The sequence below is a fragment of the Sulfitobacter sp. UBA1132 genome, from assembly GCF_002311545.1.
In the GTDB taxonomy this organism is placed as follows: Bacteria; Pseudomonadota; Alphaproteobacteria; order Rhodobacterales; family Rhodobacteraceae; genus Sulfitobacter; species Sulfitobacter pontiacus.
In genome coordinates this window covers 375524-401407 of sequence record NZ_DCAN01000004.1, presented here as the reverse complement: position 1 = coordinate 401407, position 25884 = coordinate 375524, and the positions used below count along the sequence as shown (strand labels likewise).

Below are 25884 nucleotides of genomic sequence, written 5' to 3'. Positions count from 1 at the left end.
TCGTCTCGTCTTCGGCCTTGGGTCTCCTCCCCCCGGCCATGCGTCCTTCCCTAGTGCGGGAAGGGCCACAATCTCAGTTTTTCCTTGGCGACGCGCCACAACTGGGCCAGCCCATGCGGTTCCGCGATCAGGAAGATGATGATCAACCCGCCCACGATCACAAGCTGCAGATGCGCCACGATATCCGTCGGCCAACCGAACCAGTCCACGCCCACGATTTTCAACGCAACCGGCAAGAGGACAAGGAACGCGGCCCCGGCAAAGCTGCCAAAGATCGATCCCAGCCCGCCGATGATGATCATAAAGAGCACAAGGAACGATTTCTGGATGCCAAAGGCCTCGCCCACTTCGACCGCCCCCAGATAGACCGCAAAGAACAGCGCCCCCGAGATGCCGATGAAGAAAGAGCTGACCGCAAAGGCCGTCAGTTTCGCCCGCAGCGGGTTTACCCCGATGATCTCGGCCGCGATGTCCATATCACGGATCGCCATCCATTTGCGTCCCACCGACCCACGGGTCAGGTTGCGTGCCACATAAGCGCTGAAGATCACGAACATCAGGCAGAACAGATAGGTCGCCCAGGCCTGCGTATTCGGTCCGGTGATCTCGATCCCGAAGAATGTCCGCTCCGGCGCGCTGATCTGGCCCGAGGCAGAGTAGTTGTAGAACCACGGCACACGGTTGAAGAGCCAGACCAGAAAGAACTGCGCCGCCAGCGTTGCCACGGCCAGATAGAACCCTTTGATCCGCAGCGATGGCAGGCCGAACAACACGCCGACACCGGCGGTCACCAGCCCCGACAGCAACACATGCACCAGCATGCTCACGTCGGGAAAGGCGGTCATGAATTTGTAGCAGGCATAGGCCCCCACGGCCATAAAGCCACCGGTCCCCAAGCTCACCTGCCCGCAATAGCCCACCAGAATGTTCAGCCCGATCGCCGCGATGGCGTAGATCAGGAACGGCAGGAACAGCGAGTTCACCCAATAGTCATTGATCACAAACGGGATCACGGCAATGGCGATGAACAACACCAGATAATAGCGATACCGGTCGAACTTGATCGGAAACGTCTGGCTGTCTTCTTCGTATGAGGCGCTGAAATCCCCGGCTTCACGATAGAACATCAGATGCTCCCCCCGTTCCAAATGGTTTTAAATCCTGGGTTCCGGGGCAAAGCCTCGGTCAGGGAGTTGCCAAAACTACACACGTTCAATGATCTTCTCCCCGAACAAGCCCTGCGGACGGAACACCAGAAAGATCAGCGCCAGCATGTAGGCGAACCAGTTCTCTGTCGCACCGCCAAGGAAAGGCGCACCGATCAGGAATTCGAACAGCTTCTCCCCCACACCGATGATCAAGCCGCCCACGATGGCACCGGGGATAGAGGTGAACCCCCCCAGCATCAGCACCGGCAACGCCTTCAGCGCGATCAGCGAGAGCGAGAATTGGACCCCCGATTTCGTGCCCCACATGATGCCCGCGACAAGGGCGACAAAGCCCGCCAGCGACCATACGAGGATCCAGATGAAGTTCAGTGACACCCCGACAGACAATGCCGCTTGGTGGTCGTCCGCCACAGCCCGCATGGCGCGGCCCTGTTTGGTGTATTGCGCGAACATCACCAAGCCGATCACCAGCAACGCGGCAATGATGCTGGCCACGATATCCAGATTATCGATAAAGAACCCGTAGCCAAAGGCGTTAAAGGTGGTGTCGTCGATCCAGGTGTTCAGCCCCTGCGGCAGCCCCACGTCCATAGACTTGATGTCAGACCCCCACATCAGATCGCCCACCCCTTCCAGGAAATAGGCCAGACCGATGGTCGCCATGAAGAGGATGATCGGCTCTTGCCCGACCAGATGGCGGAAGACCAACCGCTGCACCGCATAGGCCAGCCCGATCATCACCACCATCGTCAGCAAAATCGCGAGGAACGCCGGCACGTGCCAGCCGAAATGGTGAATATCCGTGCCCAGGATTGCGTTGATCAGGTGGCTAAACGGCACCTGCCCATCGATGATCCCTGCCAGGGTCAGGGCCGCAAACAGCGCCATAACCCCTTGGGCATAGTTAAAAATACCCGAGGCTTTGTAGATCAGAACAAACCCCAGGGCGACCAGTGCATACAGCACCCCCGCCATCAGCCCGTTCAGGAACACCTCGATTGTAAAGGCCAGTTGCTCAGGCATATCAGACCCTCCCCATCGCAAAACCAGTGGCAAAATCAGTCATGGGCAACCCCCAGATATGCGTCGATCACGTCTTGGTTGTTGCGCACCTCGCTCGGGGTGCCGTCGCCGATCTTCTTGCCGTAATCCATCACGACCACACGGTCGCTCAGGTCCATCACAACGCCCATATCGTGTTCGATCAGGGCAATCGTCGTGCCGAATTCATCGTTCACATCCAGAATGAAGCGGCTCATGTCCTCTTTTTCCTCGACGTTCATCCCCGCCATCGGTTCATCCAGCAGCAGGATCGACGGCTCGGCGGCCAGCGCACGGGCCAGTTCGACCCGTTTCTTCAAGCCGTAGGACAGACGCGACACCGGCGTCTTGCGGATCGCCTGAATCTCAAGGAAATCGATGATCTTTTCGGCGACTTCGCGGTTCGCGGTCTCTTCCCGCTCCGCCTTGCCCTTCCAGATCGACTGCCAGAACATGCCGGTCTTCATATTGGTCAAACGCCCCGTCATGACGTTGTCCAGCACCGACATCCCTTCGAACAGGGCGATGTTCTGGAAGGTGCGTGCGATCCCCTGCTGCGCCACCTCAAAGGGTTTCATCGCCGGACGGCGGCTGCCCTTGTACCAGACCTCGCCTTCCTGCGGCACGTAGAACCCGCTGATCACGTTCAGCATCGATGATTTGCCCGCGCCATTCGGCCCGATGATCGCGCGGATCTCGCCCTGACGGATGTCGAAAGAGATATCCTTGATCGCCTCCACCCCACCGAACCGCAAGGTGATGTTTTTCATTTCCATCACAACGGGGCCAATCTGGCGCCCATCCGCTGTGACATAGCCGTCGGTCATATCTTTCACGCCGCAGCCCCCTTCCAAATGGTCTTAAAATCCACTGCGCAACCGCAGCGCCCGCATGCTCCGCCTGATGTCATGCTCATTGAGCGGCCATCTTGCGGGTGTCTGCGAACACCTTGGCGTCGCGCACCTCCAGCGTGGCCGAGATCGACCCCTTGCGCCCGTCTTCATAGGTCACTTCAGTAACCGTGCTGACAGAGGGCGACCCGTCGTAGAGTGCGGTGATGATATCGTCGAATTTCTCGCCGATGACCTTGCGACGGACTTTGCGCGTGCGCGTCAGCTCTCCGTCATCGGCATCAAGTTCCTTGTGCAGCACAACAAAGCGATGCACCTGACAGCCCGACAGCATTTCGTCTTCTGCGATAGAGGCGTTGACCTCTTCCACATGGCTCTGGATCGTGTCCATCACCTGCGGATGCCGCGCCAGCTCCTGATAGGACGCATAGCCGATGTTGTTGCGCTCCGCCCAGTTTCCGACCGCGGTCAGGTCGATATTGATAAAGGCGGTGCATGCGTCGCGTCCGTTCCCGAATACCACCGCTTCAAGGATGTTGGGGAAGAACTTGAGTTTGTTTTCCACGTATTTCGGCGCGAACAGGCTGCCATTGGCCATTTTGCCAACGTCTTTGGCGCGGTCGATAATGCGCAGATGCCCGGTGCCTTCCTCGATAAAGCCCGCGTCGCCTGTCGCGACCCAGCCTTCGGCATCCTTGGTATCGGCGGTGCTTTCGGGGTTCTTGTAATACTCCACAAAAACGCCGGGGCTGCGGTAGAAGACTTCGCCGTTCTCGGCGATCTTCAGCTCCACGCCGGGGCAGGTCACGCCGACCGTGTCACTGCGCACTTCGCCATCGGGCTGCGCGGTGATGAAGACGGTGGCTTCGGTCTGGCCATAAAGCTGTTTCAGGTTGATCCCGAGCGAGCGGTAGAAATCGAAAATCTCGGGCCCGATCGCCTCGCCCGCGGTATAGCCGACGCGCACGCGGCTGAGGCCGAGCGTGTTTTTCAGCGGGCCATAGATCATCAGCTCGCCCAAGGCGTATTTCGCACGGTCCATCGCGCCGACGGATTTACCGTCGAGAATGGCGGGGCCCACCTTGCGCGCATGGGCCATGAATTTGTCGAACAGCCACTTTTTGAAACGGCTCGCGTCCTCCATCCGGATCATCACCGATGTCAGCTGGGTTTCGAACACGCGCGGTGGGGCGAAATAATAGGTCGGGCCGATCTCGCGCAGGTCCACATGCATCGTGTCCGCGCTTTCAGGGCAGTTCGTGCAGAACCCTGTCCATAGCGCCTGCCCGACGGAAAAGATGAAATCCCCCACCCAGGCCATCGGCAGATAGGCCAGAATATCGTCCGTCTGACGCAGCTTGTCGAAAGCGGAAGAGGATTTGGCCGTCTCGATAATATTGCGGTTGCTCAGCACCACACCTTTGGGCTTGCCCGTGGTGCCAGAGGTATAGAGCATGACGCCCGTGCTGTCGTAGTCCAGCTTGGCCTGACGCGCCTCAAGCTCTTTGATGTGCTTGTCGCGTGCCTTGCGGCCCATGTCCTGGACGGCGCTATACTGGTCCAGCGCGGCGTGGTCGTATTTGCGCAATCCGCGTGGATCAAGATAGACCATACGCTCGAACTGGGTCAGCTGATCCTGAACGTCCAGCACCTTGTCGACCTGTTCCTGATCACCGGCGATCACAAAACGCGCGCCACAATGATCCAGCACATAGGCCATCTCTTCGGCGTTGGCGTCCTGATACAGCGGCACAGGCACGGCACCGACCATCTCTGCGGCCATCATGGCCCAATACAGATAGGGACGGTTGCGGCCGATGATGGCGATAAAGTCGCCCTCGTTCGCGCCAAGCTCCAGCAGGCCAAGCGCAAGCGCCTCAACCTCGTCGCGGGTCTGTGCCCACGTCCAGCTTTGCCAGATGCCATATTCCTTTTCGCGATACGCAGGCGCGTTCGCAAATTGCTTTGCATTACGATGCAGCAGCGCCGGAACCGATTGCGGTCCGTCGGCGCTCACGAGCGTGTGAGCCAAATGTCTTCCTCCCAAACCCTGCTCTTTTTCGGCAGGTCGATCGCTGGTGCGATTCTGATGTCACACCATGATGTTGACCTGATGCTCTGCGTCAACTTTTACCTAATGATTTCTCAATTCTAACGAATTGTAACAGGCGTGATTTCCCAAGGTTGCGCTTGGCGGCGCTGTGGGGATGGTGCAGTCTGCCGCGGGGGGAGGACGCATGCAGATCGACGATCACCAGACAAAACTCATGACGGCTGCGGGGCTGAACCTGATCGCGCAAGCGCTGACGATCTATGACGCGGATTTGCGGCTGGTGCTGTGTAATGCACCGTTCCAGCAGATGTTCGACCTTCCCAAAGCGCTGGTCACCCCAGGTGCGAGCTTTCAAGAAACGATCACCCTGCTGGCACAGTTGGGGGAATACGGCGACGTGGACGACGTGGCGCATTTCGTTGCCGAAAGGGTGGAACAGGCCCGCGCGTTTGAACCCCATTATATGGAACGTACCCGCGCCAATGGCCGCACCATCTCGGTCGAAGGCTCCCCCCTGCCCCAAGGCGGCTGGGTCACCGTCTACACCGACATCACCCGCACCAAACAGCAAGAGGCCCTGCTGCGCGCCCGGTCTGATGCGCTGTCGGGGCAGGTGCTGGCCCACGCCGAAGAACTGTCAGCCACCAACCGCGAACTTGCCGCGATGAACACCGCGCTGGAAGAGGCAAAACGCCAGCTCACCCTGTCCGAAGCCCGCACGCGGCTGACCACAGAAATGATGCCGGCCCATATCGCCCATGTGGATGCAAACGCCTGTTACACCTATTCAAACCGGCGGTTGGCCTCTGTCATGCCAGGGCGGCGCGCGGATCTGATCGGCCGCCATATCGCAGAGGTTCTGGGTCAGCAGGCCTACGACTCTATTGCCCCTTCGCTCACCCAAGCCTTTGCCGGAAAGCCGTCGGTGATCGAATTCACAGACGAGATGAGTGCCCGGCGCATCCGCGGGGCGTTTACCCCCGATACAAACGGCGGGGTCTATATCCTGTCGATGGATGTGACCGAGGAAACCCAGAACCGTGTCGCCCTGCAGCAAACCCGACGACGCGAGATCGCGGCGCAGGTGATCTCGGGGCTGGCGCATGATTTTTCCAACCTGCTGACGATCATCCTTGGCCTCCAGTCCCGGCTAGGTCGGCTGGACGGCCAACCGGCAGAGGCCGCCCCCCTCATCGAAGGTACCCTTGCCGCGGCGCGCCGGGGCGGCACGTTGCTCAGCTCTATCGCCGATATGACAGGCGCGCGCACGCTGCGTCCGACTGCGACCCATATCCCGCGGCTGCTTGAAGATCTGACCCTGATCGCGCGCCCCACCCTGCCCAAGGGCATGACGCTAAGCATCGACAACCAGATGGGTGACACCCCCGTGCTGCTGGACAGCGGGCTGGTGCAGGACGGGCTGCTGAACCTGATCCTGAACGCCCGCGATGCCTGTGGCGCTGCGGGCGCGATCTCGCTTGAAGTACGACAGGTCCATGACACATGGATCGAATGGGTCTTGCGCGATACCGGCCCCGGTTTTTCGCCCTCGGCGCTGGAACACGGGTTTGATCCGTTTTTTACGACCAAAGGGGCCGAAGGATCGGGGCTGGGGCTGCCGATGGTCTACGACATGGTGAAATCGGCGGGGGGCGATCTGCGCCTTGGCAATACGGCCCATGGCGCGCAGGTGACCATGCGGCTGCCCTACCGCCCCGCCGTGGCTGCCACCACCGGACTGGTTCTGCTGGTCGAAGACGCCGATGACCTGCGCGCGCTGGTGCGAGACATGTTGATGGGGCTGGGCCATTCCGTGATCGAAGCCGCCAGCGCGGATGAAGCCACCGCCCTGCTGGCCGATCTGCCCGACATCGCGCTGATCCTGTCAGACATCCAGCTTATGGGCGAGGCGACGGGGCTGGACCTTGCCAAACGCCTACCCGCCGATGCCCCGCCGCTGGTATTGATGACCTCGCTCCCGCCCGATGATGCCCAGTTTCTCGAGGCGCAAACCCTTGCCCCCGTATTGCGCAAACCCTTCGAGATTGCGGATCTGACCGCGCTGATTGCCCCGAAAGAGAGTGCCGCCCAATGACCCGCCCCCTCGTCACCATTCTGGACGATGAACCCGAAATCCGCACGCTTCTCGCCGACGCTTTAGAGGAAGCGGGCTTTGACACGCTGTCGTTCAGCCGCGCCCGCGCGTTCGAGGCCGCCTTGGCGACCCACACCCCCGATGTCTGTCTGGTGGACCTGTCCCTGCCGGATTCAGACGGGCTGACGCTGGTGCATCGACTTGCGCTCGAACAAGGGGCCATCGTGATCATCATCTCGGGCCGCGCACAGGTGCAGGACCGCGTCACGGGGCTGGAACTTGGCGCGGATGACTACATCATCAAGCCCTTTGATCCGGCAGAGGTCGTCGCCCGTATCCGCGCCCGTCTGCGCAGCGCCAAACCCACGCCGCAAGCCGGCACCGTCGCTGCGTTCAGCGGGTGGAAGGCGCATTTCGACCGCTACGCGCTTGAGGATGAAAGCGGCGTCGAAACCCCCTTCTCCCATGCGGAGGGGGAGGTGCTGCGCCTGTTTCTGGACGCGCCCAAACGTCTGCTCAGCCGCGCGCAGATGCAGTCGAGCCTTGGCGGCGTCGCCTCTGAAAGCTTTGACAGGGCGATGGACGTGCGGATTTCGCGGCTGCGGACCAAACTGCGCGAAGACCCCAAAAACCCGCAGTTGATCAAGACGATCTATGGCGCGGGCTACATTTTTCTAGGCGACGTCACATGGAGCTGACCCCCCGTCGCATCAGCGGTGGCAGCCCCCATCTGGGCGACGTGCTGCATCTGATGCGCGACTGCTTTGCCTATATGGATGGGCGCATTGACCCGCCAAGCTCGCTTGGCCAAACCACTTTGCCATCGCTGAAAGCCACAGCGGGTAGGGATGAAATCTGGGCGATCGGCGCGCCGCCTTTGGCGTGTGTGGTGCTGAGCGTGAAACCGGCGGTTCTTTATCTGGGCAAGCTCTGCGTCGCCCCCAGCCATCAGCGACTGGGGCTGGCACGCCATCTGATCACCCACGCCGAGAGCCGCGCCCGTGCCCTGCACCTTGGCCAGCTGGAACTGCAAACGCGGGTGGAGCTGTTGGACAATCACGCCACCTTTCGCGCGCTCGGCTTTCACGAATATGCCCGCACAGCGCACGCGGGGTTTGACCGCCCAACCAGCATCACCCTGCGTAAAACCGTGGCCTGAGCCACGAGGTGCCACCTGCCGCCACAGATGGCGCCGCTGTCTTTTCTAACACGGGCGCTGCCGTTTTTTATTGCGCGCCTGCCCCTTGGCCCGCTAGATTCTACCCATGATCGAATGCTTGCTGTACAGGACCAACCCCGCCCAGAGACGGTTGTTCTATCGCGTCGAAATCGCGATGAACCTGTTCAGCGAAGTCTCTGTCCTGCGCGAATGGGGCGTCGCAGGTGGCCAGCCCAAAGCGGTGATCCAGTGTTTCGGCAACCTGCGCGAGGCGTCAAAAATGGCGGACCGCTATCGCACACGGGCCGAGCGTCGCGGCTATCTACGTCACTGACCCCAGCCGCGTCACCGCGCGGGCAAGCACCTGAACACCGGCCACCAGATCGGCCTCGCTCGTGTCTTCCTCGAAGGTATGGGACAGCCCCCCGATCGACGGCACAAACAGCATCGCCACCGGCATCTTGCGCGACACATTGGTCGCGTCATGCAGCGCCCCTGACGGCATCTTGCGCCAGTTGCCCGGCGCGACTTCTTCCGCGCCGGCTTCCAGCGCGGTGCGCAGGGTCGGGTCCATCGCGACGGGTTCCAGCCCCAGCATTGTGCCAAAGCTGACCGCCAGCCCCTGCTGCGCCGCGATCTCGGTGGCGGTGTCGCGGATGATCTGTTCCATCCGGCCCAGACGGTCCGCATCCGCATCGCGCCACTGCATCGAGAACACCGCACGCCCCGGCACGATAGAGGATGCATTTGGGTGCAGCGTGACATGGCCGATGGTCCAGACGGTCTGCGGTGTGACGACGTTGCGCAGCCGGTCGTTCAACGCGGCATTGAAGGCAGAGACCGCCTGAAACGCATCGCGGCGCAGATGCATCGGTGTGGTGCCCGCATGGTTCTGCTGCCCGTCAAAGGTGATCTTCATGTCGCGGATGCCGACGATATCGGTGACCACACCAATCTGTTCGCCGCTGGTATCCAGCGTCGGCCCCTGTTCGATATGCAACTCGACAAAGCCGGTGAACAGATCGGGCGACACCTCGCCCGTGACCAGATGCGCCACGGCCTGACGCGCGTCGCCAAGGGTCACACCCGCATGATCAGTTAGCGCATCGGCGGCGGCCTGATCCAGATGCCCGCCCCAAACGGCGCTGCCGGTGGTGACGCCAAACCGCCCCTCTTCATCCTGAAACGACACGACAGAGATCGCGGGGCCGCCCGCCTCGGCTGCGGCGCGTGCGACCTCGAGCGCGGCAATCACGCCAAGCGCGCCGTCGAGCCATCCGCCTTCGGGCTGGCTATCGGAATGTGACCCCATCAACAGCGACGGCCCATCTGCCAAGCCGAAAAGATTGCCCATCTGGTCCATTTCAACCCGCAGTCCGGCATCGCGCATCTGATCGGCCAGCCAGTCCCGCGCGGCGACATCGGCGTCGCTATAGGCCGGGCGGACCACCCCTTTGCCCACCCCCGCTGCGCCGAACGAACGCAATTTGTGAAGGTCGGCGAGAAAGCGGTCGGGGTTGATCTGCATGGTTACTCCGCGGGTTGGGGGGCTGTTGCGGCCTCTACTTTCACGGCCGAGAATTTAAACTCGGGGATTTTGCCATAAGGGTCAACCGCTGGATTTGTCAGGATATTTGCCGCCGCTTCGACATAGGCAAAGGGCAGGAACACCATATCGGGCGACACGGCGCGGTCTTCGCGGGCCATCAGTTCGATCGACCCGCGCTTGGTTGTGAGCCGGATATAGCCCCCCGGCTCTATCCCCAGCTTGCGTAAGGTAGACGGGTGGAGCGAACAGTTCGCCTCGGGCTCTAGCCCATCAAGCACATAGGACCGTCGCGTCATCGACCCCGTGTGCCAATGTTCAAGCTGCCGCCCCGTGGTCAGGATCATCGGATAATCGTCATCCGGCGCGTCGTCAGGCGCGATGATGCTGGCGGGGGTAAACCGTGCGCGTCCGTCCTGTCGCGGGAAGCCATCGGCAAAGACAATCGCCTGCCCCGGATCGGTGGGGCTGGTGGACGGGTAGGTCACGGCCCCTTCGCTCTCCAACCGGCCCCAAGTGATGTTATTGAGCGACGACATATTCAGCTTCATCTCTGCGAAGACCTCGCTCGGGTCGGTATAGGTCCAGCCCAGCCCCAGACGTTTGGCCAGTTCAACCTCAATCCACCAATCCTCTTTCGCATCGCCGGGCGGCGGCACCGCGGGGCGGCCCATCTGCACCTGACGGTTGGTATTGGTCACCGTGCCGGATTTCTCGGCAAAGGCGCTGGCGGGCAGGATCACATCGGCAAAATTCGCGGTCTCGGTCAGGAAGATATCCTGCACCACCAGATGATCGAGCTTGGCCAGCGCATCGCGGGCGTGTTCCACATCGGGATCAGACATCGCCGGATTTTCACCCAGCACATAGAGACTGCGAATATCCCCGTCATGCACTGCGTCCATAATCTCGGTCACGGTGAGGCCCTTCTTGTCGCTGAAATCGCTGCTTTGCCACACGTCGGTAAAGGCAGCGCGGACGCCGTCATCGGACACCGGCTGGTAATCGGGCAGGAACATCGGGATCAGCCCCGCGTCAGACGCGCCCTGCACATTGTTCTGCCCCCGCAACGGATGCAGCCCCGCGCCGGGCCGCCCGATCTGCCCCGTCATCAGCGCAAGCGAGATCAGGCAGCGCGCATTATCGGTGCCGTGGATGTGCTGCGAAATGCCCATCCCCCAGAAAATCATCGCCGCATTGGCCCCCGCAAAGGTCCGCGCCACATCGCGCAGCACCTCCGCGTCGATGCCGCAGATCTTGGACATCTTTTCAGGGGTGAAGGTTTTCAGGTGGGCTTTCTCGATCTCCCAGTTTTCCGTGTAGGCTTCGATATACTGTTGATCGAACAGCTTTTCCTCGACGATCACATGCATGATCGCGTTCAGCATCGATACATCGGTGCCGGGGCGGAATTGCAGCATATGCGACGCGTGCCGTTTTAGCGCTTGGCCGCGCGGGTCCATCACGATCAGCTTGCCGCCGCGCTTGGCGAACTGCTTGAAGAACGTCGCCGCGACGGGGTGGTTCTCTGTCGGGTTCGCGCCGATCACAATCGCAACATCGGCGTTTTCGATCTGGTTGAAGGTCGCGGTGACGGCACCGGATCCAACATTCTCCATCAGCGCGGCCACTGACGAGGCATGACACAGCCGCGTGCAGTGATCCACGTTGTTGTGACCAAAGCCCTGCCGGATGATCTTTTGAAACAGGTAGGCTTCCTCGTTCGTGCATTTCGCTGATCCAAAGCCCGCCACACCCGCGCCGCCGATCTTTTTCATGCCGCCCGCAGCGAAATCCAGCGCCTCGTCCCAGGTGGCTTCGCGGAAGTGGGTTTGCCAGTTGCCCGGGTCCACGTTCAGCCCCTTGGGCGGGGCGTCCTTGCGACGGATCAGCGGTTTGGTCAGACGATGGGGATGGTGGATATAGTCGAAACCAAAGCGCCCTTTGACGCACAGCCGCCCTTCGTTCGCGGGACCGTTGATGCCCTCGACATATTTGATTTTGCCGTCCTTGACCTTCAGCGACACCTGACAGCCCACACCGCAGAACGGGCAGATGCTGTCGACTTCGCTATCGAAATCGCCGCTGTCCCCAACCTGCGCGTCATCGACCACCGTGGCGGGCATCAGCGCCCCCGTCGGGCAGGCCTGCACACATTCACCGCACGCCACACACGAAGACGCGCCCATCGGGTCGGCCATGTCGAACACCGGATAGCTGTCATGCCCGCGACCGGCCATCCCGATCACATCATTGACCTGCACCTCGCGGCAGGCGCGCACACACAGGTTGCACTGGATACAGGCATCAAGGTTCACACGCATCGCCACATGGCTGTCGTCGAGCAACGGGATGCGCCCCTCTTCCAGCTTGGGGAAGCGGCTTTCCGAGATACCTTCCATCTCGGCCATGTCCCACAGGTGGCTGGATTTATCGTGGGCGACTTCGGGGGCGGGCTGATCGGTGACCAGCAGTTCCATCACCATCTTGCGGGCATTTTCGGCGCGCGCGTTGTTGGTGGTGACGACCATACCGTCGCTCGGTTCGCGCAGGCAGGAGGCGGCCAGCACGCGTTCGCCTTCGATCTCGACCATACAGGCACGGCAGTTGCCATCGGGGCGATACCCCGGCTCCGGCGTGAAACACAGATGCGGGATTTTCAGACCGCGCCCATTGGCGATTTCCCAGATGGTCAGCCCGGTGTCGGCCTCGACCTCTTCGCCGTCGAGCGTGAATTTTACCTTATCCGCCATGGGGAACCCTCCTGTACCGCCCCGCAGTATAGGCAGGGCAGGGATGCGACGGCAGTCATATTCCCGACACCCTGCCCCGTTTTTGCGCCACCGGCGTTTCCGATACGCGACACGGGGGGGGCCGCCTGCAAAAAATCGACATGCGAGGGGCAGGCAGGCTTTCCACCCGCGCATGGCTTGCCTATCAATGGCGCAACAGAAAAAGGCGCGCTATGTCCCACATTACCCTCATCCGTCACGGTCAGGCAAATTCCCAGGCCAAGGACGAAATCAGCTATGACAAGCTAAGCCCGCTTGGCCACGAACAGGCCGCCTGGCTGGGCGACCACCTGCGCCAGTCCGAAACCCACCACACGCGGCTGTATACCGGCACGCTGCGCCGCCATATCGAGACGGCAGAGGGGATGAACACCGGGCTTGAACCGATACGCGACGCGCGGCTGAACGAGCTTGAGTATTTCACCCTCGCCACCATGATGGAGCAGCAACACGGCATCCCTTTCCCCACGGAACAAGGCGGGTTCACCAACCACCTGCCGCTGGTGTTCGAGACGTGGAAAAGCGACAGGCTCGAAAACCCGCCCGAGAGCTACGCCAATTTCGAAGGGCGCATCAAATCCGTGCTATCAGAGATCTCGGACGGGGACGGGCCGGCGCTGGTCGTGACCTCTGGGGGGCTGATCTCGATGGTGATGGCGCAGGCGATGGGGCTGGGCATTCCGGCCATGTCGCGCATCGCGCTGGCGATCATGCACACATCGATGCACCGGCTGTTCCCCATTGGCGGCCACTGGTCGCCGGTGCTCTTCAACGCGGTGCCCCATCTGGATACCCCCGCACGCCGTGTCGCGCAGACCCATATCTGAAAGGCAAAACGATGCTTACGCTATATTACACGCCCGGAACCATCTCTGTCGCGGTGGCGATTGCCATCGAAGAAGCCGCCCTGCCCTATCAGCCGGTGCGCGTCGATTTCGCCACGGCTGAGCAGACGAAACCCGAATATCTGGCGATCAACCCCAAGGGACGCGTGCCTGCGCTACGGCTTGAGGATGATACGATCCTGACCGAAACCGGGGCGCTGCTGGACTATGTCGCTGCCATTGCGCCCAAAGCCGGGATGGTCCCCACGGACCCGACCGCCGCCGCACAGATGCGCAGCGCGATGTACTACCTCGCCTCGACCATGCATGTCGCCCATGCCCACAAGATGCGCGGATCGCGGTGGGCCAAACAACAATCCAGCTTCGAGGATATGACGGCTCAGGTGCCAGAAACCATGGCCGCCTGTGCCGATTTTGTCGAAAGTGATATCCTGCGCGGGCCCTATGTGTTGGGCGAGGATTTCAGCCTAGCCGATCCCTATCTGTTCGTCGTGTGCAACTGGCTTGAGGGCGACGGCGTGGATACGGCGGCCTACCCCAAGATCACGACATTCATGCAGCAGATGACCGCCCGCGCCAGCGTGGCAGCGGTGAAAGACAAGGGGATGCTATGACCGCGCCACATCTATGGGTTCGCGCCGAACAGCGCGACAATGAAACCCGCGTCGGCATCACACCCGAAGGGGTTACCGCGTTGATGGCGCAGGGGTTTCGCGTCACCGTCGAAGCCTCGGACAGCCGCGTGATCGCGACCGATGCCTATGCGGCCACGGGCTGCACCATCGCCCCACAGAACAGCTGGCCCGACGCGCCTGCCGATGCGATCATCTTTGGCCTGAAGGAACTGCCAGAGGACGGCACACCGCTGGTGCACCGGCACATCATGTTCGGTCACGCCTACAAGGGCCAATCGGCGGGGCGTATCCTGTTGCAACGTTTCAAGGCGGGCGGCGGCACCTTGCTGGACCTTGAGTATCTGACCGACGAGACCGGCCGACGCGTCGCCGCCTTTGGCTATTGGGCGGGGTTCGCGGGGGCGGCGGTGGCCGTCAAATGCTGGGCCGCCCAAACCCGTGGGCAAGCTGTCGCCTCCATCACGCCCTATCCCAACGCCGATGCGCTGACCCGCGACCTCGCGGCAGAGATCGACGGGCTCACCACGCCCGACGCTTTGGTCATCGGCGCACTTGGTCGGGTGGGCAGCGGTGCCGCCGATCTTTGCGGCCGTCTGGGGATCAAGGTCACCGGATGGGATATGAAGGAGACGGCCCACGGCGGCCCCTTCCCCGAGATTTTGCAGCATGTGCTGTTTTTCAACTGCATTCTGGCGGGACCGCAAACACCGGTTTTCGCACCCAAAAGCGCGCTGGTCAGGGATCGCGCGCTGCGGGTGATCGGCGATATCGCCTGCGATCCCGACAGCGACTTCAACCCCGTGCCGGTCTATGACCGCGCGACCACATGGGAAGAGCCCGCGTTACGCGTGCATGACACCCCACCTCTGGATGTCACCGCGATCGACAACCTGCCCTCGATGCTGCCGCTGGAAAGCTCTGAAGACTACGCCGCGCAGCTGCTGCCGACGCTCTCGGCACTGGTGGAAGATGCCTCGCCCGTCTGGGCGCGGGCCCATGCGCTGTTCGAAGAACACAGCGCCGCCGTGTGACGCGTTCAGATCGGGCGGATCACGCGCCCGATCCGGTCACCCGAATAGACGGTAGTAGATGCCGTCGGGCAGGAACTGCGCCAGCCGGAAGAAAAGCGAGAACCCGAAGGGGAAGCTTTTCTTAAAGCTGCTGCCGCTCATATGCTCGACCACTTGCTGCGCGGCGGCCTCGGGCTCCATCAAAAAGGGCATCTTGAAGTCGTTCTTGTCGGTCAGCTGCGTGCGGATGAAACCAGGATTGATCACCTGAACTTTCACGCCGGTCTTGCGCAGGTCGGCGTGCATACATTCCGCCAAGGACAAGGTGCCCGCCTTGGACGCCGTATAGCCGATAGACTTTGGCAGCCCGCGATAGGCCGTGAGGCTAGAGGTGATCACGATGTGGCCCGCGTCGCGCTTGACCATATCAGGCACCACTTCGCCCATCACGCGCACCAGCCCGGTAAGGTTCACATCGATCATCGCGGTCGCATGCTCCGGCTCCCACTCCTTGGCACCAAAGGGCCAATAGGCCCCCGCCAGATAGACAACCCCGTCCACCGGCCCGACAGCTTTGACCGCGGCGCGGATGCTGTCGATATCCTGCACGTCGATGGTCTGGTAGCTTGCGGAAACAGGCAGTTCATCGACCAGCGCCGCCAGCTTGTCTTCGGACCGGGCAGAGACGATGACCTCGGCCCCCAGTCGGCCCAGCTTATGTGCCAGTGCTTCGCCCAGTCCGGCGCTCGCCCCGATCAGCCAATAGCGTTTTCCTGTCCATTCGGTCATGCTGCGTCCTTTCTGCGGATGGTGGCGACCAATTCGGCCACCTTCACCCCAAATTTCCGGAACTGACTGCGGTTGATGATTGTGCCCTCGCCGGTCAGATACATCCAGTCCACGGTATTCAGCAGGTGCCCGCCCACGTCATCGGGCAGCCTGATGGTGTATTTCGACTGCACCGTCGCACCGACGTTGCGGCCCTTGGCCGTGCCTTTGACGTCCGGGGCGGTGGCGGTGAAATGCCCCGTCTCGCCCAATGTGATCGTCCATGTGCGGTCTTGGGTCGTGTTGTCATCATAGACGAAATGTTCGTCGATACGTGCGGTGTCGCCGTCCCATGTCACGTTGAAATCTGCCACGAAACTGCTGGTGACCCGCCCCGCGGGGCCAAAGATTACGCCTTCGCAAACCATTGCCCCGTCCAGATGTTTCTTCATGTCAAATACGGTGTAGTCATCCGCATAATCCGACGGCTTTTGCGCAGGGAAATCGGTGATCCGCCGCCGCGCCAGCCAGATTGCGGCCACCACTGCGGCCCCCAGAGCAAACTGCAACATGTCCATCATTCTTCATCTTCCTTTTGCATCGGCGTGGCGGCCAGAAAACCGATGGCCAACAGCTTGAGCCCGCAAGGCACGCCAGCATAGAGCCATATGAGCGTCGAGATTGCCACCGGTCCATTGCCCGTCGTACCGCTGTCAAAGCCGGACGCCTGCAGGGTGGGAAGTAGCGTTATCGCAGCGAAGGCAAGGGCGAATTTCGACACCAGCGACCAGAGCCCGAACCCCTCGGCGGCCTGCGGGGCGACCACCGCCATCCGCGCGGAGAACATCGCGGGCAGCAGTGTCAGGTCGGCCCCCAGCACCGCGCCAGAGGCGACGCAGACCAGCACGAACCACGCCACATCCCCCGCCCCCAGCAGCAAAGTCCCTGCAAACACAAGGATCGCCAAGCCCATTGCGGATAGCAGGACGGGTTTGGGGCTGAAACGCTCTGCCAGCTTGCCCCATAGCGGGGCGGCCACCGCAGCCGAAAGGAAGAAGAGCAACAGCAGCGCGCCCTCCCACCCCGGTGCGCGCAGCACGCTTTCGACGTAGAACAGAAATAACGTAGATGTGACCGCGACAGGGGCCGCATTGAACAGCGCGATCAGCAGCAACCGACGGGCAATCGGATCGCGCAGGACCACGGCGATTCCCGTCGGACCCGCGATATCCGCGCCGCGCCATTCGCCCCGCATGGCAAAAACGCTGCCCAGTCCAAGCGCGGCAAAACCGATGGCAAACCCTGTAAACGGGGCCCCCATCACCAGCCCCAGCATCACAGGCAGTACCGAGGCCGCGCAGACACCCAACAACGCCCCCGTCTCGCGCCAGCGCGCCAGCACCAGATGCCCGCGCCCGGGCAGCAGCGCGGCTTTGGCGACCCCTTGCGCATAAAAGCAGATCGTCAGAAAGCTGAACGCCGAAAACACCCCCGTCAGTGTCAGCGCGAACCACATCAGCGGCGGCAGCAAGGGCGGCACTGCAAACAGGGCAAACATCGATACAGCCATCAGGGCGACACCGACGGCGACCGCCGTGCCGCGCCTGTGACGCAAGGCTTGCGATAGCCGCCCCAGCAGCGGGTCCTGCACCACATCCAACAGGCGCAGCGCAAAAAGCACCGTGCCCAAAGCCCCAAGAGACACCCCGTATTCATCAACAAAGAACTTGGGTGCGTGAATATAAATCGGCAGCCCCGCCGCCGCCAGAAGCGACGCAAACAGCGCATAGGCAGGCAGTTGATGTGCCGAACGGGTCACGTGCCCGACACGTCTTTCACTGGCGGTTCAGGACGCGGGCGATAGCCGCCGCCTTTCCACCACAGCTTTAGCGCCTGCCAGTGGATCAAGGCCAACACCCGCCGCGCCCCGAAGGGACGCCGCAGCAGCGACCACAGGATTGCCCGGTTCGTGAGAGGGCCACGACGGCCCGTCAGGGTGGCGATCAAGCCCCCTTCGGACTGGGTATAATCGATCCAGACACCAATACGGTCGGCGCGGATATCAAAGCGAAAACTGTATCCCCCTTCGACCGGCTGAAATGGCGATACGTGGAAAATCTTGGTCGCGTGCAGATGATCCGTGGGTGTGATCGGGCGCAGGTCATCGTGGCGGCATAGATAGCTGTGCCGGTCACCGAAGGTATTCGATACCTCTGATATCACGGCGATCAGCGCACCGTCCGCGCGGTGGCACAGCCAAAAGCTGACAGGGTTGAACACATGCCCCAGCACGCGCGGTTGCGCCATCAGCTCTATCCGCGCGACGCCCGTGACCTCGTGCTGTTCCAGAACATCCCGCACCCACGCGGCCCCGCGACCCGCGCCTTTGGCTCCGCCGTGGTCTTCGTCCCACAGCGATGCCACGGCCCCGCGGTTGCGCCCGAACAACGCTGGTGTTTGCAGCGATGCCTCTGCATCCAGAACCACGTAATCGACCGAATAGCGAAAGCTGTTTTCGACCGCCCCCTTGCGCCCATGATAGGTCACACCACGGATATGATCGACGCCGGCGCTCATTCTGCGGCCAATGCGACCTTTGCCTTGGCCCGCAGCCCCTGCACCACGTCAACAGCGCTAGAGAGCCCGTCCTCGTGGAAGCCATGCTTCATCCAAGCGCCGCAGAACCAGGTGTTCTGCGTGCCGTTGAAGGCGCGCACCTGCTCTTGTGCGGCCAGCGCGCCCAGATCATAGACCGGATGGCGCAGGGTGACCTGATCATAGATCAGCTCTTCGCGGATCGGGCGCTTGGTATTGAGCGTCACGAAATGCGGGTCGTCCATCGGGATCGGTTGCAGCGAGTTCATCCAGTAGGTCAGGTCGATCCGGTCAGATTTCTGCCCCTTATCCTCGGCATAGATCCACGAGGCCCAGGTCTTGCGCAGCTTGGGCATAACAGAGGCATCGGCATGTAGCACCACGTCGTTGGGCTGGTATTTCACCGCGCCCAAGGCCGCACGCTCTGCCGCGCTTGGGTCGGCCAGAAGGGCAAGCGTATCATCCGAATGGCTGGCAAAGACGACCTCGTCAAAGGCTTCCCATTCCGCGCCATGGGTTTTCACCTCTGCGCCCAAGGGCGTGCGGCGGACGGATTGCACTGGCGTGCCAAGGCGAATGTCGACGCCCTTGGCTGTCAGCGATGCCCCCAGACGGTTCACATATTCCTGCGACCCGCCCTTAACCGTATACCACTGGTGCTGGCCTGTGTGGCTCAGCAAGGCGTGGTTCTCGAAGAAGTCGATCATGGAGTAGGCGGGGAAATCCATGATCTTGTCCACCGGCGTCGACCAGATCGCGCCCGACAGCGGCGTCAGGTAGTATTTGCGAAAATATTCACCCGCGCCCAGCTTGTCCAAGAACCCGGCAATGGTCAGCGTACGGTCTTGCGCCAGCTTGGTCGCCGTGCTGTTGAACCGCACGATATCGGTCAACATACGCAGGAATTTCGGATTCAGCGCATTGCGTCGCTGCGCGAAGATCGAATCCAGCGTCATCAGCCCGTATTCCAACCGCCCCCCATCGATGGAGGCCCCGAAGCTCATGTTGGATTTGATCACCGGCACGTCGAGCTCTTTGAACAGCGCGGCGAGGTTGGGATAATTGGCGTAGTTGAACACGATAAAGCCCGTATCTACAGGCTGGTCGCCGTTCTGGCCCGCCATCTTCGTGCGCGCGTGGCCCCCCAGACGGGGGCAGCTTTCGAACAAGGTCACCTGATGGTCGTCGCCCAGCATATGCGCCGCCCCCATGCCGGAAATACCCGCGCCGATGACGGCAATCTTTCGGTGGCCTGCCAAAGAGGTATTCTGTGGCGGGTCGATGGCTTCAAATGGCATAAGGCGAGAATTTCCAGTCTGTCAGGTTTGTATCGGCACTTTCGGTGATACACGGGCTGGACGGTACATGAGTTGCAGTTAATCAGACACTAACTACGACTTTTTGTGACACCCTTGTCGTGGCTCCTCGCTTAGATAGCCCGTCAGGGCCGTTTGTCAGGGCGCGAAAGCGGCACAACGCGATTATCCTGCTCTGACAGTTCTTCGAAATCGAAATTATCCAGTTTTGCCGCACGTTTACCCGCGCGTTCAGCGGCCGTGCCCAAGCCTTCAAGATCAGCGCGGGCCTGCCCGAAATGGGTGTTCAGCTTGCCCACACGTTCGACCACGATCTCGACATCGCGGTGCAGCATCTTGAGCGTTTTGCGGATGGCCCCTGCCTGTTCCCGCATCCGCGCATCCTTGAGGATCGCGCGCATCGTATTCAGCGTTGCCATGCAGGTGGTCGGCGATACGATCCAGACCCGCGCATCAAAGCCTTCGCGGACCAGTTCAGGGAAGTTCGCATGCAGCTCGGCATAGACGGCTTCCGAGGGCAGGAACATCAGCGCGCCATCCGCGGTCTCGCCCTCGATGATGTATTTCGTGGTGATCGCCTGAATATGCGACTTGACCGCAACCCGCATGGCGCGGGCGGCATCCTTAACCTCGTATTCCGTCTTGGCACGACGTAGGGCTTCATAGGCTTCAAGCGGGAATTTACTGTCGATCACGATCGGGCCGGGCGGGTTCGGCAGGTGGATCAGGCAATCCGCGCGCCTGCCGTTGGAAAGCGTCGCCTGCATCGTATAGCTGTCACTTGGCAGCGCCTTAGAGACGATATCGTGCAGCTGGATTTCACCGAATGCGCCACGGGTCTGTTTGTTGCTCAGGATATCCTGCAGCGACAACACGTCGCCCGACAGTTTGGTGATATTGTCCTGCGCCTTGTCAATCGCGGCCAGCCGTTCCTGTAGCTGGGTCAGGCTGGTCGTCGTCTGCTTGCTGGAACCGTGAAGTGTCGCGCTCATGCGTTCCTGCATCTCTGCCAAGGACCGTGCAGAGCGGGCCGCGTTCTCTGCCAGCCGGTCCTGCATTTGTTGCTGGACATGGGCCATGCGGGCCTCGATGCTTTGCACCATCTGGGCCTGTGCATTGGCTTGGGTATCCGACACGGTTTGCAAGCCGCCGCGCAGTTGTTCCTGCCCCATGCCAAGCTGTTGCACATGGCCGCCCAGTATCTGCATCTGTCGCGCCAGCGGGGCCGCGACCCGCGCCGACCGCCCCGCTGCACGCACTGCCATCACCAGCAGGATCAGCACGAGCAAGACCACGCCCCCGCCGCCCATAAGCAGCAGCATGGCAGGGTCTGTCAGCGCGTAAGTTTCACCGCCAAGCTGGATCATGTGCGCCCGAACAGACGTTCGATATCGCTCAACTTCAGCTCGACATAGGTGGGGCGGCCGTGGTTGCACTGGCCGGAATGGGGCGTCGCCTCCATCTCGCGTAGCAGCGCGTTCATTTCCTCGCCCCGCATCCAACGGCCCGAACGGATGGAACCGTGACAGGCCACACGGCTGAGGATCGCCTCGATCCGGGCCTGCAACGTGTTGCTTTCGTTCTGATCCGCGAGCTCATCAAGGATATCCAGCACCATCGCCTTGGCGTCCACTGTTCCAAGGATCGCGGGCGTTTCGCGCACGGCAATCGCACTGCCGCCAAAGGGTTCGATCCCCAGTCCAAACCGCGCGAGGTCATCCGCGACCTCAAGCAGCCGCGCGCAGTCCGACGCTGACAGGTCCACGATTTCCGGGATCAGCAAGGCCTGCGCCGCGACACCGTTTTCGGCCATCTGACGTTTCAGCTTTTCATAGACCAGTCGTTCATGCGCTGCGTGCTGGTCCACGATGACCATGCCCGTCGCCGTCTGCGCGATGATGTAATTCTCGTGCACCTGCCCACGCGCGGTCCCAAGGGGGAAGTCCGGTGCGGGTTCGGCGGCGGGAGTGTGTGAATCGTGGTTCTGGTCCTCGGAACCGCCAGCCTCGTATTGGGGGGGCGTTTCAACACGGCCCCACATGCCGGCGGTTTCGGCAAAGCCGGGTTCGGGCGCTTGGGCCTGATAGGCCGCGCTGCGCGCACCAAGCGAGGGGCGGTCCATCTGATACACCCGCGCACCGGGCTGTTCGGGTCGCATCGCCCCCAAAGTCGCATTCGCCACGGTGGTCGAGGCACGGTGCCCCGCATCCGCCAGCGCATGGCGCAGCGCCGATACGATCAACCCACGCGCCAGTCCGGGATCGCGAAAGCGCACTTCGGATTTGGCGGGGTGGACGTTCACATCCACAAGCTTGGGATCGCAATCGACAAAGAGCGCGGCGGCGGGATGGCGGTCACGGCTCAGCAGGTCGAAATAGGCCCCGCGCAACGCCCCCACCAGCAGCTTGTCACGGACGGGACGCCCGTTCACAAACAGGTATTGCGTCACGGCAGAGCCGCGCGAATAGGTCGGCAGGGCCGCGTAGCCCGTCAGGTGCAGCCCTTCGCGTTCGGCATCGATGGCCAGCGCGTTTTCAGCAAACTCGCGCCCCAGCACTTGCGCCAAACGCCCGTGCAGCGCGGCGAACATATCGCCCTGTTCGGCCTCGGCGCGAAACACCTCGCGGCCCGGTCCGTCGCCGGACACATCGCGCAGGGTGAAACGCACGAAGGGTTCCGCCATCGCCAGCCGCTTGATGATGTCAGAGATCGCCTGCGCCTCGGCGCGATCGGTGCGCAGGAATTTCAACCGCGCAGGCGTAGCAAAGAAGAGATCGCGCAGGGTGACGACGGTGCCACCATTCAGCGCAGCAGGGCGCACAGGGCCGGTCACGCCGCCGTTGACCGAAATCTCGGCCCCGTCCTGTCCGGCAACACGGCTGCAAATGGTCAGCCGCCCGACAGCCCCAAGCGAGGGCAGCGCTTCGCCGCGAAAACCGAAGGTGTGGATGTTCAGCAGGTCCGTCCCGTCAATCTTTGAGGTCGCGTGCCGGGACAGCGCCAGCGTCAGATCGTCCGCGGCGATGCCGCAGCCGTCGTCGGTGACGCGGATCAGGGTCTTGCCACCATCGGCATATTCGACCGTGATTTGCCGCGCGCCCGCATCAATTGCGTTCTCGACCAGCTCCTTGACCGCAGAGGCAGGGCGTTCAACGACCTCTCCGGCGGCGATACGGTTAATTGCCGAGTCGTCGAGCTGCCGGATCACCGGGCGATTTTCGCTTATATTGGGGTTTGGATGCGCCATGCGGCTAGACCTAGCATAGAGGCGCGCGATTCTGAAAGCCGCGAATGCGGATGGTTAACGCTCGTCGGCGACGTTAATCCTGTGTGGCTGCATTGAACCAGGCGACGATCTCGGCGCGTTCGCTGGCCTGCATATGGCTTAAGTTGGCAGGGGGCATCGCATCGGTCACGCCTGCTTGCAAATAGATCTGTTTGGCCGCGCTGGCGATCTGATGTTCTGTCTCAAGCCGGATGGATTTCGGCGGCCAAAGCAGCCCGTCCCACGCGGGTTCTGCCGCATGACACATGCTGCACCGACCGCGCACGATATCATGCACCCGGTCAAACCCTTCGGCCTGGGCAAAGCGCAGTGCGGGGCCGGTGGCCTCTTCCGGCTCGACGCTGCGGAACATCGGCGCGGTCGACAGCCACATGATCGTGACGAACAACAGCGCGGTGACCGCCCATGTCCACGTCGGATTGCCCTGACGCGCGTGCAGGCTGTTGAAGTAATGGCGGATCGTGACCCCCATCAGAAACACCAGCGCCGCGATCAGCCAGTTCATCTCCGACGCGAAGGCCAGCGGGTAGTGGTTGCTGAGCATCAGGAAAATGACCGGCAGGGTCAGATAGTTATTATGTGTGCTGCGCTGTTTGGCGATCTTGCCGTATTTCGCATCCGGCACCCGCCCCGCCTTGAGGTCGGCCACCACGATCCGCTGGTTCGGCATGATAATAAAGAACACGTTCGCCGACATGATCGTCGCGGTGAACGCCCCCAGATGCAGCAACGCTGCACGCCCCGAAAAGACCGAGGTATAGAAATAGGCCATCCCCACAAGGATCACATAGAGGCCGATCATCAGCCGTGTGTTGTTATCGCCGAATTTGCTTTTGCAGATCTGGTCGTAAACCAGCCAGCCAAAGCCAAGCGACAACAGGGAAATCCCCACGGCTTGCCAGTTCGCCAGTTCTGCGACAGTGGGATCGACAAGATAGAATTCCGCCCCGAGGTAGTAGACCAGGATCAGCAAGGCAAAGCCCGAGAGCCACGTCGAATAGCTTTCCCATTTGAACCAGATCAGATCGTCGGGCATCTGCGCGGGGGCCACCAGATATTTCTGCACGTGATAGAACCCGCCGCCGTGGACCTGCCATTCTTCTCCGTCCGCGCCGGTTTTGAGGTTGCGGTCGCGGTGCAGGCCCAGATCCAGCGCGATAAAGTAGAACGACGACCCGATCCACGCGATGGCCGTGATGACATGCACCCAGCGAACGGCAAACTCGATCCAAGCGCCAATGGCGGCCATATCGTACATGGGGTGGCTCCTTAGTGTAGCGTCTTGGGTGTATGCGGCAGTTTACCCTTAGAACTGCCCGACAACCCGCCCGAGACTTCCTCGGTTGATTCCTCTGCCAGTTCTTCGGGCAGAAGCAGGTTCAGTACAATAGCAATCAGGGCCGCGGGAAGCAGACCGCTGGTCAGCAGGATCTTGGCCGTGTCGGGCAGGTGTTGCACCGCGCCGGGTTCCAGCTGAAGCCCCAGACCGATCGAGATCGAGATGGCAAAGATCACCATATTGCGGCGGTTCCAGTCCACGTCGGACAACATCGACATGCCAGCGGCCACGACCATGCCGAACATCACGATAACCCCGCCGCCCAAAACCTCGATCGGGATGGTGCGGATCACGCCGCCGACCTTGGGGACCAGCCCGCAGAGGATCAGGAACAGCGCGCCGATGGTGACGACATGGCGGCTCATCACGCCTGTCATGGCGATCAGGCCGACATTCTGGCTGAACGAGGTGTTGGGCAGACCACCAAATAGGCCCGCAAAAGCTGACCCGATCCCGTCGGCATAGGTCGCGCCCTGAATTTCGCTATCCGTCGCTTCGCGGCCCGCGCCGCCCTTTGTGATCCCGGCAACGTCGCCCACGGTTTCAATCGCCGAAATGAACGCCATCAAGCAAAAGCCGATGATCGCCGCTGCCGAAAACTCGAACCCGTATTTCAGCGGGTTGGGCAGCGCAAAGGCGGCAGAGCGTGACCACGACCCGCTGATGTCGCCAAAGCTGAGCATCCCCACGGCCAGCGCATAGATATAGCCCACGATCAAGCCGATCAGCACAGCCGAGATCGACAGCATCCCGCGGGTAAAAAACTTGATCCCCAATGTGACAAAGATCACCACCAGCGCGGCTGACCAGTTCAGCAGGCTGCCATAGGCGGGCGTGCCAATCGCAGGAACACCACCGGCAGCATATTGGATCCCCACCTTGACCAGCGCCAGACCGATCATCGTGACCACCAGCCCCGTGACAAGCGGCGGCAGCGCAAATCGGATCTTGCCGATGAACAGTCCCAGAAAGGCGTGGAACATACCCCCGATCACAACGCCTCCGAACAGCGCGGCAAGCCCGTCCACGCCTTTGCCCGCCACCAGCGGAATCATGATGGGGATGAACGCGAAAGACGTGCCCTGCACAATCGGCAGCCCTGCCCCGACAGGCCCCAGCGTCAGCGTTTGCATCAGCGTCGACACACCGGCAAACAGCATCGACATCTGGATCAGGTACAGCAGTTCGGGAAAGTCGGGCGAGTTCGACCCGAACCCGAACCCCGCCGCGCCCGCGATGATAATGGCGGGGGGGACATTGGACACGAACATCGCCAGCACGTGCTGAACACCCAAAGGAATGGCGCGATACAGCGGCGGCATGTAATTGGGGTCGCGCAGTTGTTCCGGCGTGCCGATGGCGTGGCGTGTCATATCAAATGTCC

Annotated in this window: 22 protein-coding genes; 7 read left to right on the top strand and 15 right to left on the bottom strand. The window is 61.6% G+C overall.

Annotation, left to right across the window (positions count from 1 at the left end; all coding sequences use genetic code 11):
- Window positions 1-50 precede the first annotated feature (50 nt).
- From B4F27_RS02825 to B4F27_RS02810, 4 genes are all read right to left on the bottom strand, one after another.
- Complete coding sequence (locus B4F27_RS02825) at window positions 51-1127, bottom strand: branched-chain amino acid ABC transporter permease (RefSeq protein ID WP_005850182.1); 1077 nt, start codon at window positions 1125-1127, stop codon at window positions 51-53.
- A 75-nt stretch (window positions 1128-1202) separates the two neighbouring features.
- The gene (locus B4F27_RS02820; protein ID WP_005850184.1) at window positions 1203-2192 is read right to left on the bottom strand and encodes a branched-chain amino acid ABC transporter permease; all 990 of its coding nucleotides are present in this window, start codon (window positions 2190-2192) and stop codon (window positions 1203-1205) included.
- Between the two features lie 35 nt (window positions 2193-2227).
- On the bottom strand, window positions 2228-3037 hold the full coding sequence (locus tag B4F27_RS02815) for an ABC transporter ATP-binding protein (protein WP_174226616.1): 810 nt from the start codon (window positions 3035-3037) through the stop codon (window positions 2228-2230).
- Window positions 3038-3122: 85 nt separating this feature from the next.
- Window positions 3123-5093, bottom strand: a complete 1971-nt coding sequence (locus tag B4F27_RS02810) for an AMP-binding protein (protein ID WP_286758798.1) — start codon at window positions 5091-5093, stop codon at window positions 3123-3125.
- A gap of 205 nt (window positions 5094-5298) precedes the next feature.
- Between B4F27_RS02810 and B4F27_RS02805 the strand changes: the two genes are divergently transcribed.
- The 4 genes from B4F27_RS02805 (at window position 5299) to B4F27_RS02790 (ending at window position 8702) form a co-directional block, all read left to right on the top strand.
- Window positions 5299-7209, top strand: a complete 1911-nt coding sequence (locus tag B4F27_RS02805) for a PAS-domain containing protein (protein ID WP_037942839.1) — start codon at window positions 5299-5301, stop codon at window positions 7207-7209.
- A complete protein-coding gene (locus tag B4F27_RS02800; RefSeq protein ID WP_005850190.1) occupies window positions 7206-7907 on the top strand; it encodes a response regulator transcription factor in 702 nt (233 codons plus the stop codon). Before B4F27_RS02805 ends, B4F27_RS02800 begins: the two co-directional genes overlap by 4 nt.
- Window positions 7898-8368, top strand: coding sequence for a GNAT family N-acetyltransferase (locus B4F27_RS02795; RefSeq protein ID WP_074636315.1), 471 nt, complete (start codon window positions 7898-7900; stop codon window positions 8366-8368). The genes B4F27_RS02800 and B4F27_RS02795 overlap by 10 nt, the downstream gene beginning before the upstream one ends.
- Window positions 8369-8474: 106 nt before the next feature.
- The gene (locus tag B4F27_RS02790) at window positions 8475-8702 is read left to right on the top strand and encodes a WGR domain-containing protein (RefSeq protein WP_005850193.1); all 228 of its coding nucleotides are present in this window, start codon (window positions 8475-8477) and stop codon (window positions 8700-8702) included.
- Here the strand turns inward: B4F27_RS02790 and B4F27_RS02785 are convergent.
- Window positions 8691-9896, bottom strand: coding sequence for a Zn-dependent hydrolase (locus B4F27_RS02785; protein WP_286758797.1), 1206 nt, complete (start codon window positions 9894-9896; stop codon window positions 8691-8693). The genes B4F27_RS02790 and B4F27_RS02785 overlap by 12 nt on opposite strands.
- 2 nt (window positions 9897-9898) lie before the next feature.
- Entirely contained in the window at window positions 9899-12667 is a 2769-nt protein-coding gene (gene fdhF, locus B4F27_RS02780) for a formate dehydrogenase subunit alpha (protein ID WP_286758796.1), read from the bottom strand.
- 212 nt (window positions 12668-12879) lie between these two features.
- On the opposite strand from fdhF, the gene B4F27_RS02775 reads away from it, so the two are divergent.
- The 3 genes from B4F27_RS02775 to B4F27_RS02765 are packed head-to-tail and all read left to right on the top strand — an operon-like array spanning window position 12880 to window position 15217.
- On the top strand, window positions 12880-13533 hold the full coding sequence (locus B4F27_RS02775) for a histidine phosphatase family protein (protein WP_005850200.1): 654 nt from the start codon (window positions 12880-12882) through the stop codon (window positions 13531-13533).
- A gap of 11 nt (window positions 13534-13544) precedes the next feature.
- Window positions 13545-14165 carry a glutathione S-transferase family protein gene (locus tag B4F27_RS02770; protein ID WP_286758795.1) on the top strand — a complete coding sequence of 207 codons (621 nt, stop codon included), beginning with the start codon at window positions 13545-13547 and terminating at the stop codon, window positions 14163-14165.
- Entirely contained in the window at window positions 14162-15217 is a 1056-nt protein-coding gene (locus tag B4F27_RS02765; protein ID WP_286758794.1) for a saccharopine dehydrogenase, read from the top strand. The genes B4F27_RS02770 and B4F27_RS02765 overlap by 4 nt, the downstream gene beginning before the upstream one ends.
- Before the next feature lie 36 nt (window positions 15218-15253).
- Here B4F27_RS02765 and B4F27_RS02760 read toward each other — a convergent pair whose 3' ends face one another.
- The 9 genes from B4F27_RS02760 to B4F27_RS02720 all read right to left on the bottom strand — a co-directional run bounded on the left by B4F27_RS02760 (window position 15254) and on the right by B4F27_RS02720 (window position 25873).
- A complete protein-coding gene (locus B4F27_RS02760; RefSeq protein WP_009825450.1) occupies window positions 15254-15985 on the bottom strand; it encodes an SDR family NAD(P)-dependent oxidoreductase in 732 nt (243 codons plus the stop codon).
- Window positions 15982-16545: a DUF3833 family protein gene (locus B4F27_RS02755; protein ID WP_286758793.1), complete on the bottom strand. Its 564-nt coding sequence runs from the start codon at window positions 16543-16545 to the stop codon at window positions 15982-15984. The genes B4F27_RS02760 and B4F27_RS02755 overlap by 4 nt, the downstream gene beginning before the upstream one ends.
- Window positions 16542-17783: an MFS transporter gene (locus tag B4F27_RS02750; RefSeq protein WP_286758792.1), complete on the bottom strand. Its 1242-nt coding sequence runs from the start codon at window positions 17781-17783 to the stop codon at window positions 16542-16544. The genes B4F27_RS02755 and B4F27_RS02750 overlap by 4 nt, the downstream gene beginning before the upstream one ends.
- Complete coding sequence (locus B4F27_RS02745; RefSeq protein WP_286758791.1) at window positions 17780-18541, bottom strand: DUF1365 domain-containing protein; 762 nt, start codon at window positions 18539-18541, stop codon at window positions 17780-17782. The genes B4F27_RS02750 and B4F27_RS02745 overlap by 4 nt, the downstream gene beginning before the upstream one ends.
- Window positions 18538-19857, bottom strand: coding sequence for an NAD(P)/FAD-dependent oxidoreductase (locus tag B4F27_RS02740; RefSeq protein ID WP_286758790.1), 1320 nt, complete (start codon window positions 19855-19857; stop codon window positions 18538-18540). Before B4F27_RS02740 ends, B4F27_RS02745 begins: the two co-directional genes overlap by 4 nt.
- Before the next feature lie 143 nt (window positions 19858-20000).
- The gene (locus B4F27_RS02735) at window positions 20001-21242 is read right to left on the bottom strand and encodes a DNA recombination protein RmuC (RefSeq protein WP_168592263.1); all 1242 of its coding nucleotides are present in this window, start codon (window positions 21240-21242) and stop codon (window positions 20001-20003) included.
- On the bottom strand, window positions 21239-23122 hold the full coding sequence (mutL, locus tag B4F27_RS02730) for a DNA mismatch repair endonuclease MutL (RefSeq protein WP_286758789.1): 1884 nt from the start codon (window positions 23120-23122) through the stop codon (window positions 21239-21241). Before mutL ends, B4F27_RS02735 begins: the two co-directional genes overlap by 4 nt.
- A 73-nt stretch (window positions 23123-23195) precedes the next feature.
- A complete protein-coding gene (locus B4F27_RS02725) occupies window positions 23196-24419 on the bottom strand; it encodes a urate hydroxylase PuuD (protein WP_005850221.1) in 1224 nt (407 codons plus the stop codon).
- An 11-nt stretch (window positions 24420-24430) separates the two neighbouring features.
- Window positions 24431-25873, bottom strand: coding sequence for a uracil-xanthine permease family protein (locus B4F27_RS02720; RefSeq protein ID WP_286758788.1), 1443 nt, complete (start codon window positions 25871-25873; stop codon window positions 24431-24433).
- Window positions 25874-25884: the final 11 nt, after the last annotated feature.

What these genes read in the sequence shown, in the direction of transcription:
- B4F27_RS02745 (WP_286758791.1), bottom strand. Translation starts at nt 18,541, where the DNA reads ATGAGCGCCGGCGTCGATCATATCCGTGGTGTGACCTATCATGGGCGC.
- B4F27_RS02790 (WP_005850193.1), top strand. Translation starts at nt 8,475, where the DNA reads ATGATCGAATGCTTGCTGTACAGGACCAACCCCGCCCAGAGACGGTTG.
- B4F27_RS02755 (WP_286758793.1), bottom strand. Translation starts at nt 16,545, where the DNA reads ATGATGGACATGTTGCAGTTTGCTCTGGGGGCCGCAGTGGTGGCCGCA.
- B4F27_RS02735 (WP_168592263.1), bottom strand. Translation starts at nt 21,242, where the DNA reads ATGATCCAGCTTGGCGGTGAAACTTACGCGCTGACAGACCCTGCCATG.
- B4F27_RS02770 (WP_286758795.1), top strand. Translation starts at nt 13,545, where the DNA reads ATGCTTACGCTATATTACACGCCCGGAACCATCTCTGTCGCGGTGGCG.
- B4F27_RS02785 (WP_286758797.1), bottom strand. Translation starts at nt 9,896, where the DNA reads ATGCAGATCAACCCCGACCGCTTTCTCGCCGACCTTCACAAATTGCGT.
- B4F27_RS02815 (WP_174226616.1), bottom strand. Translation starts at nt 3,037, where the DNA reads ATGACCGACGGCTATGTCACAGCGGATGGGCGCCAGATTGGCCCCGTT.
- B4F27_RS02765 (WP_286758794.1), top strand. Translation starts at nt 14,162, where the DNA reads ATGACCGCGCCACATCTATGGGTTCGCGCCGAACAGCGCGACAATGAA.
- B4F27_RS02740 (WP_286758790.1), bottom strand. Translation starts at nt 19,857, where the DNA reads ATGCCATTTGAAGCCATCGACCCGCCACAGAATACCTCTTTGGCAGGC.
- B4F27_RS02720 (WP_286758788.1), bottom strand. Translation starts at nt 25,873, where the DNA reads ATGACACGCCACGCCATCGGCACGCCGGAACAACTGCGCGACCCCAAT.
- B4F27_RS02725 (WP_005850221.1), bottom strand. Translation starts at nt 24,419, where the DNA reads ATGTACGATATGGCCGCCATTGGCGCTTGGATCGAGTTTGCCGTTCGC.
- B4F27_RS02800 (WP_005850190.1), top strand. Translation starts at nt 7,206, where the DNA reads ATGACCCGCCCCCTCGTCACCATTCTGGACGATGAACCCGAAATCCGC.
- B4F27_RS02820 (WP_005850184.1), bottom strand. Translation starts at nt 2,192, where the DNA reads ATGCCTGAGCAACTGGCCTTTACAATCGAGGTGTTCCTGAACGGGCTG.
- B4F27_RS02760 (WP_009825450.1), bottom strand. Translation starts at nt 15,985, where the DNA reads ATGACCGAATGGACAGGAAAACGCTATTGGCTGATCGGGGCGAGCGCC.
- mutL (WP_286758789.1), bottom strand. Translation starts at nt 23,122, where the DNA reads ATGGCGCATCCAAACCCCAATATAAGCGAAAATCGCCCGGTGATCCGG.
- B4F27_RS02805 (WP_037942839.1), top strand. Translation starts at nt 5,299, where the DNA reads ATGCAGATCGACGATCACCAGACAAAACTCATGACGGCTGCGGGGCTG.
- fdhF (WP_286758796.1), bottom strand. Translation starts at nt 12,667, where the DNA reads ATGGCGGATAAGGTAAAATTCACGCTCGACGGCGAAGAGGTCGAGGCC.
- B4F27_RS02825 (WP_005850182.1), bottom strand. Translation starts at nt 1,127, where the DNA reads ATGTTCTATCGTGAAGCCGGGGATTTCAGCGCCTCATACGAAGAAGAC.
- B4F27_RS02795 (WP_074636315.1), top strand. Translation starts at nt 7,898, where the DNA reads ATGGAGCTGACCCCCCGTCGCATCAGCGGTGGCAGCCCCCATCTGGGC.
- B4F27_RS02775 (WP_005850200.1), top strand. Translation starts at nt 12,880, where the DNA reads ATGTCCCACATTACCCTCATCCGTCACGGTCAGGCAAATTCCCAGGCC.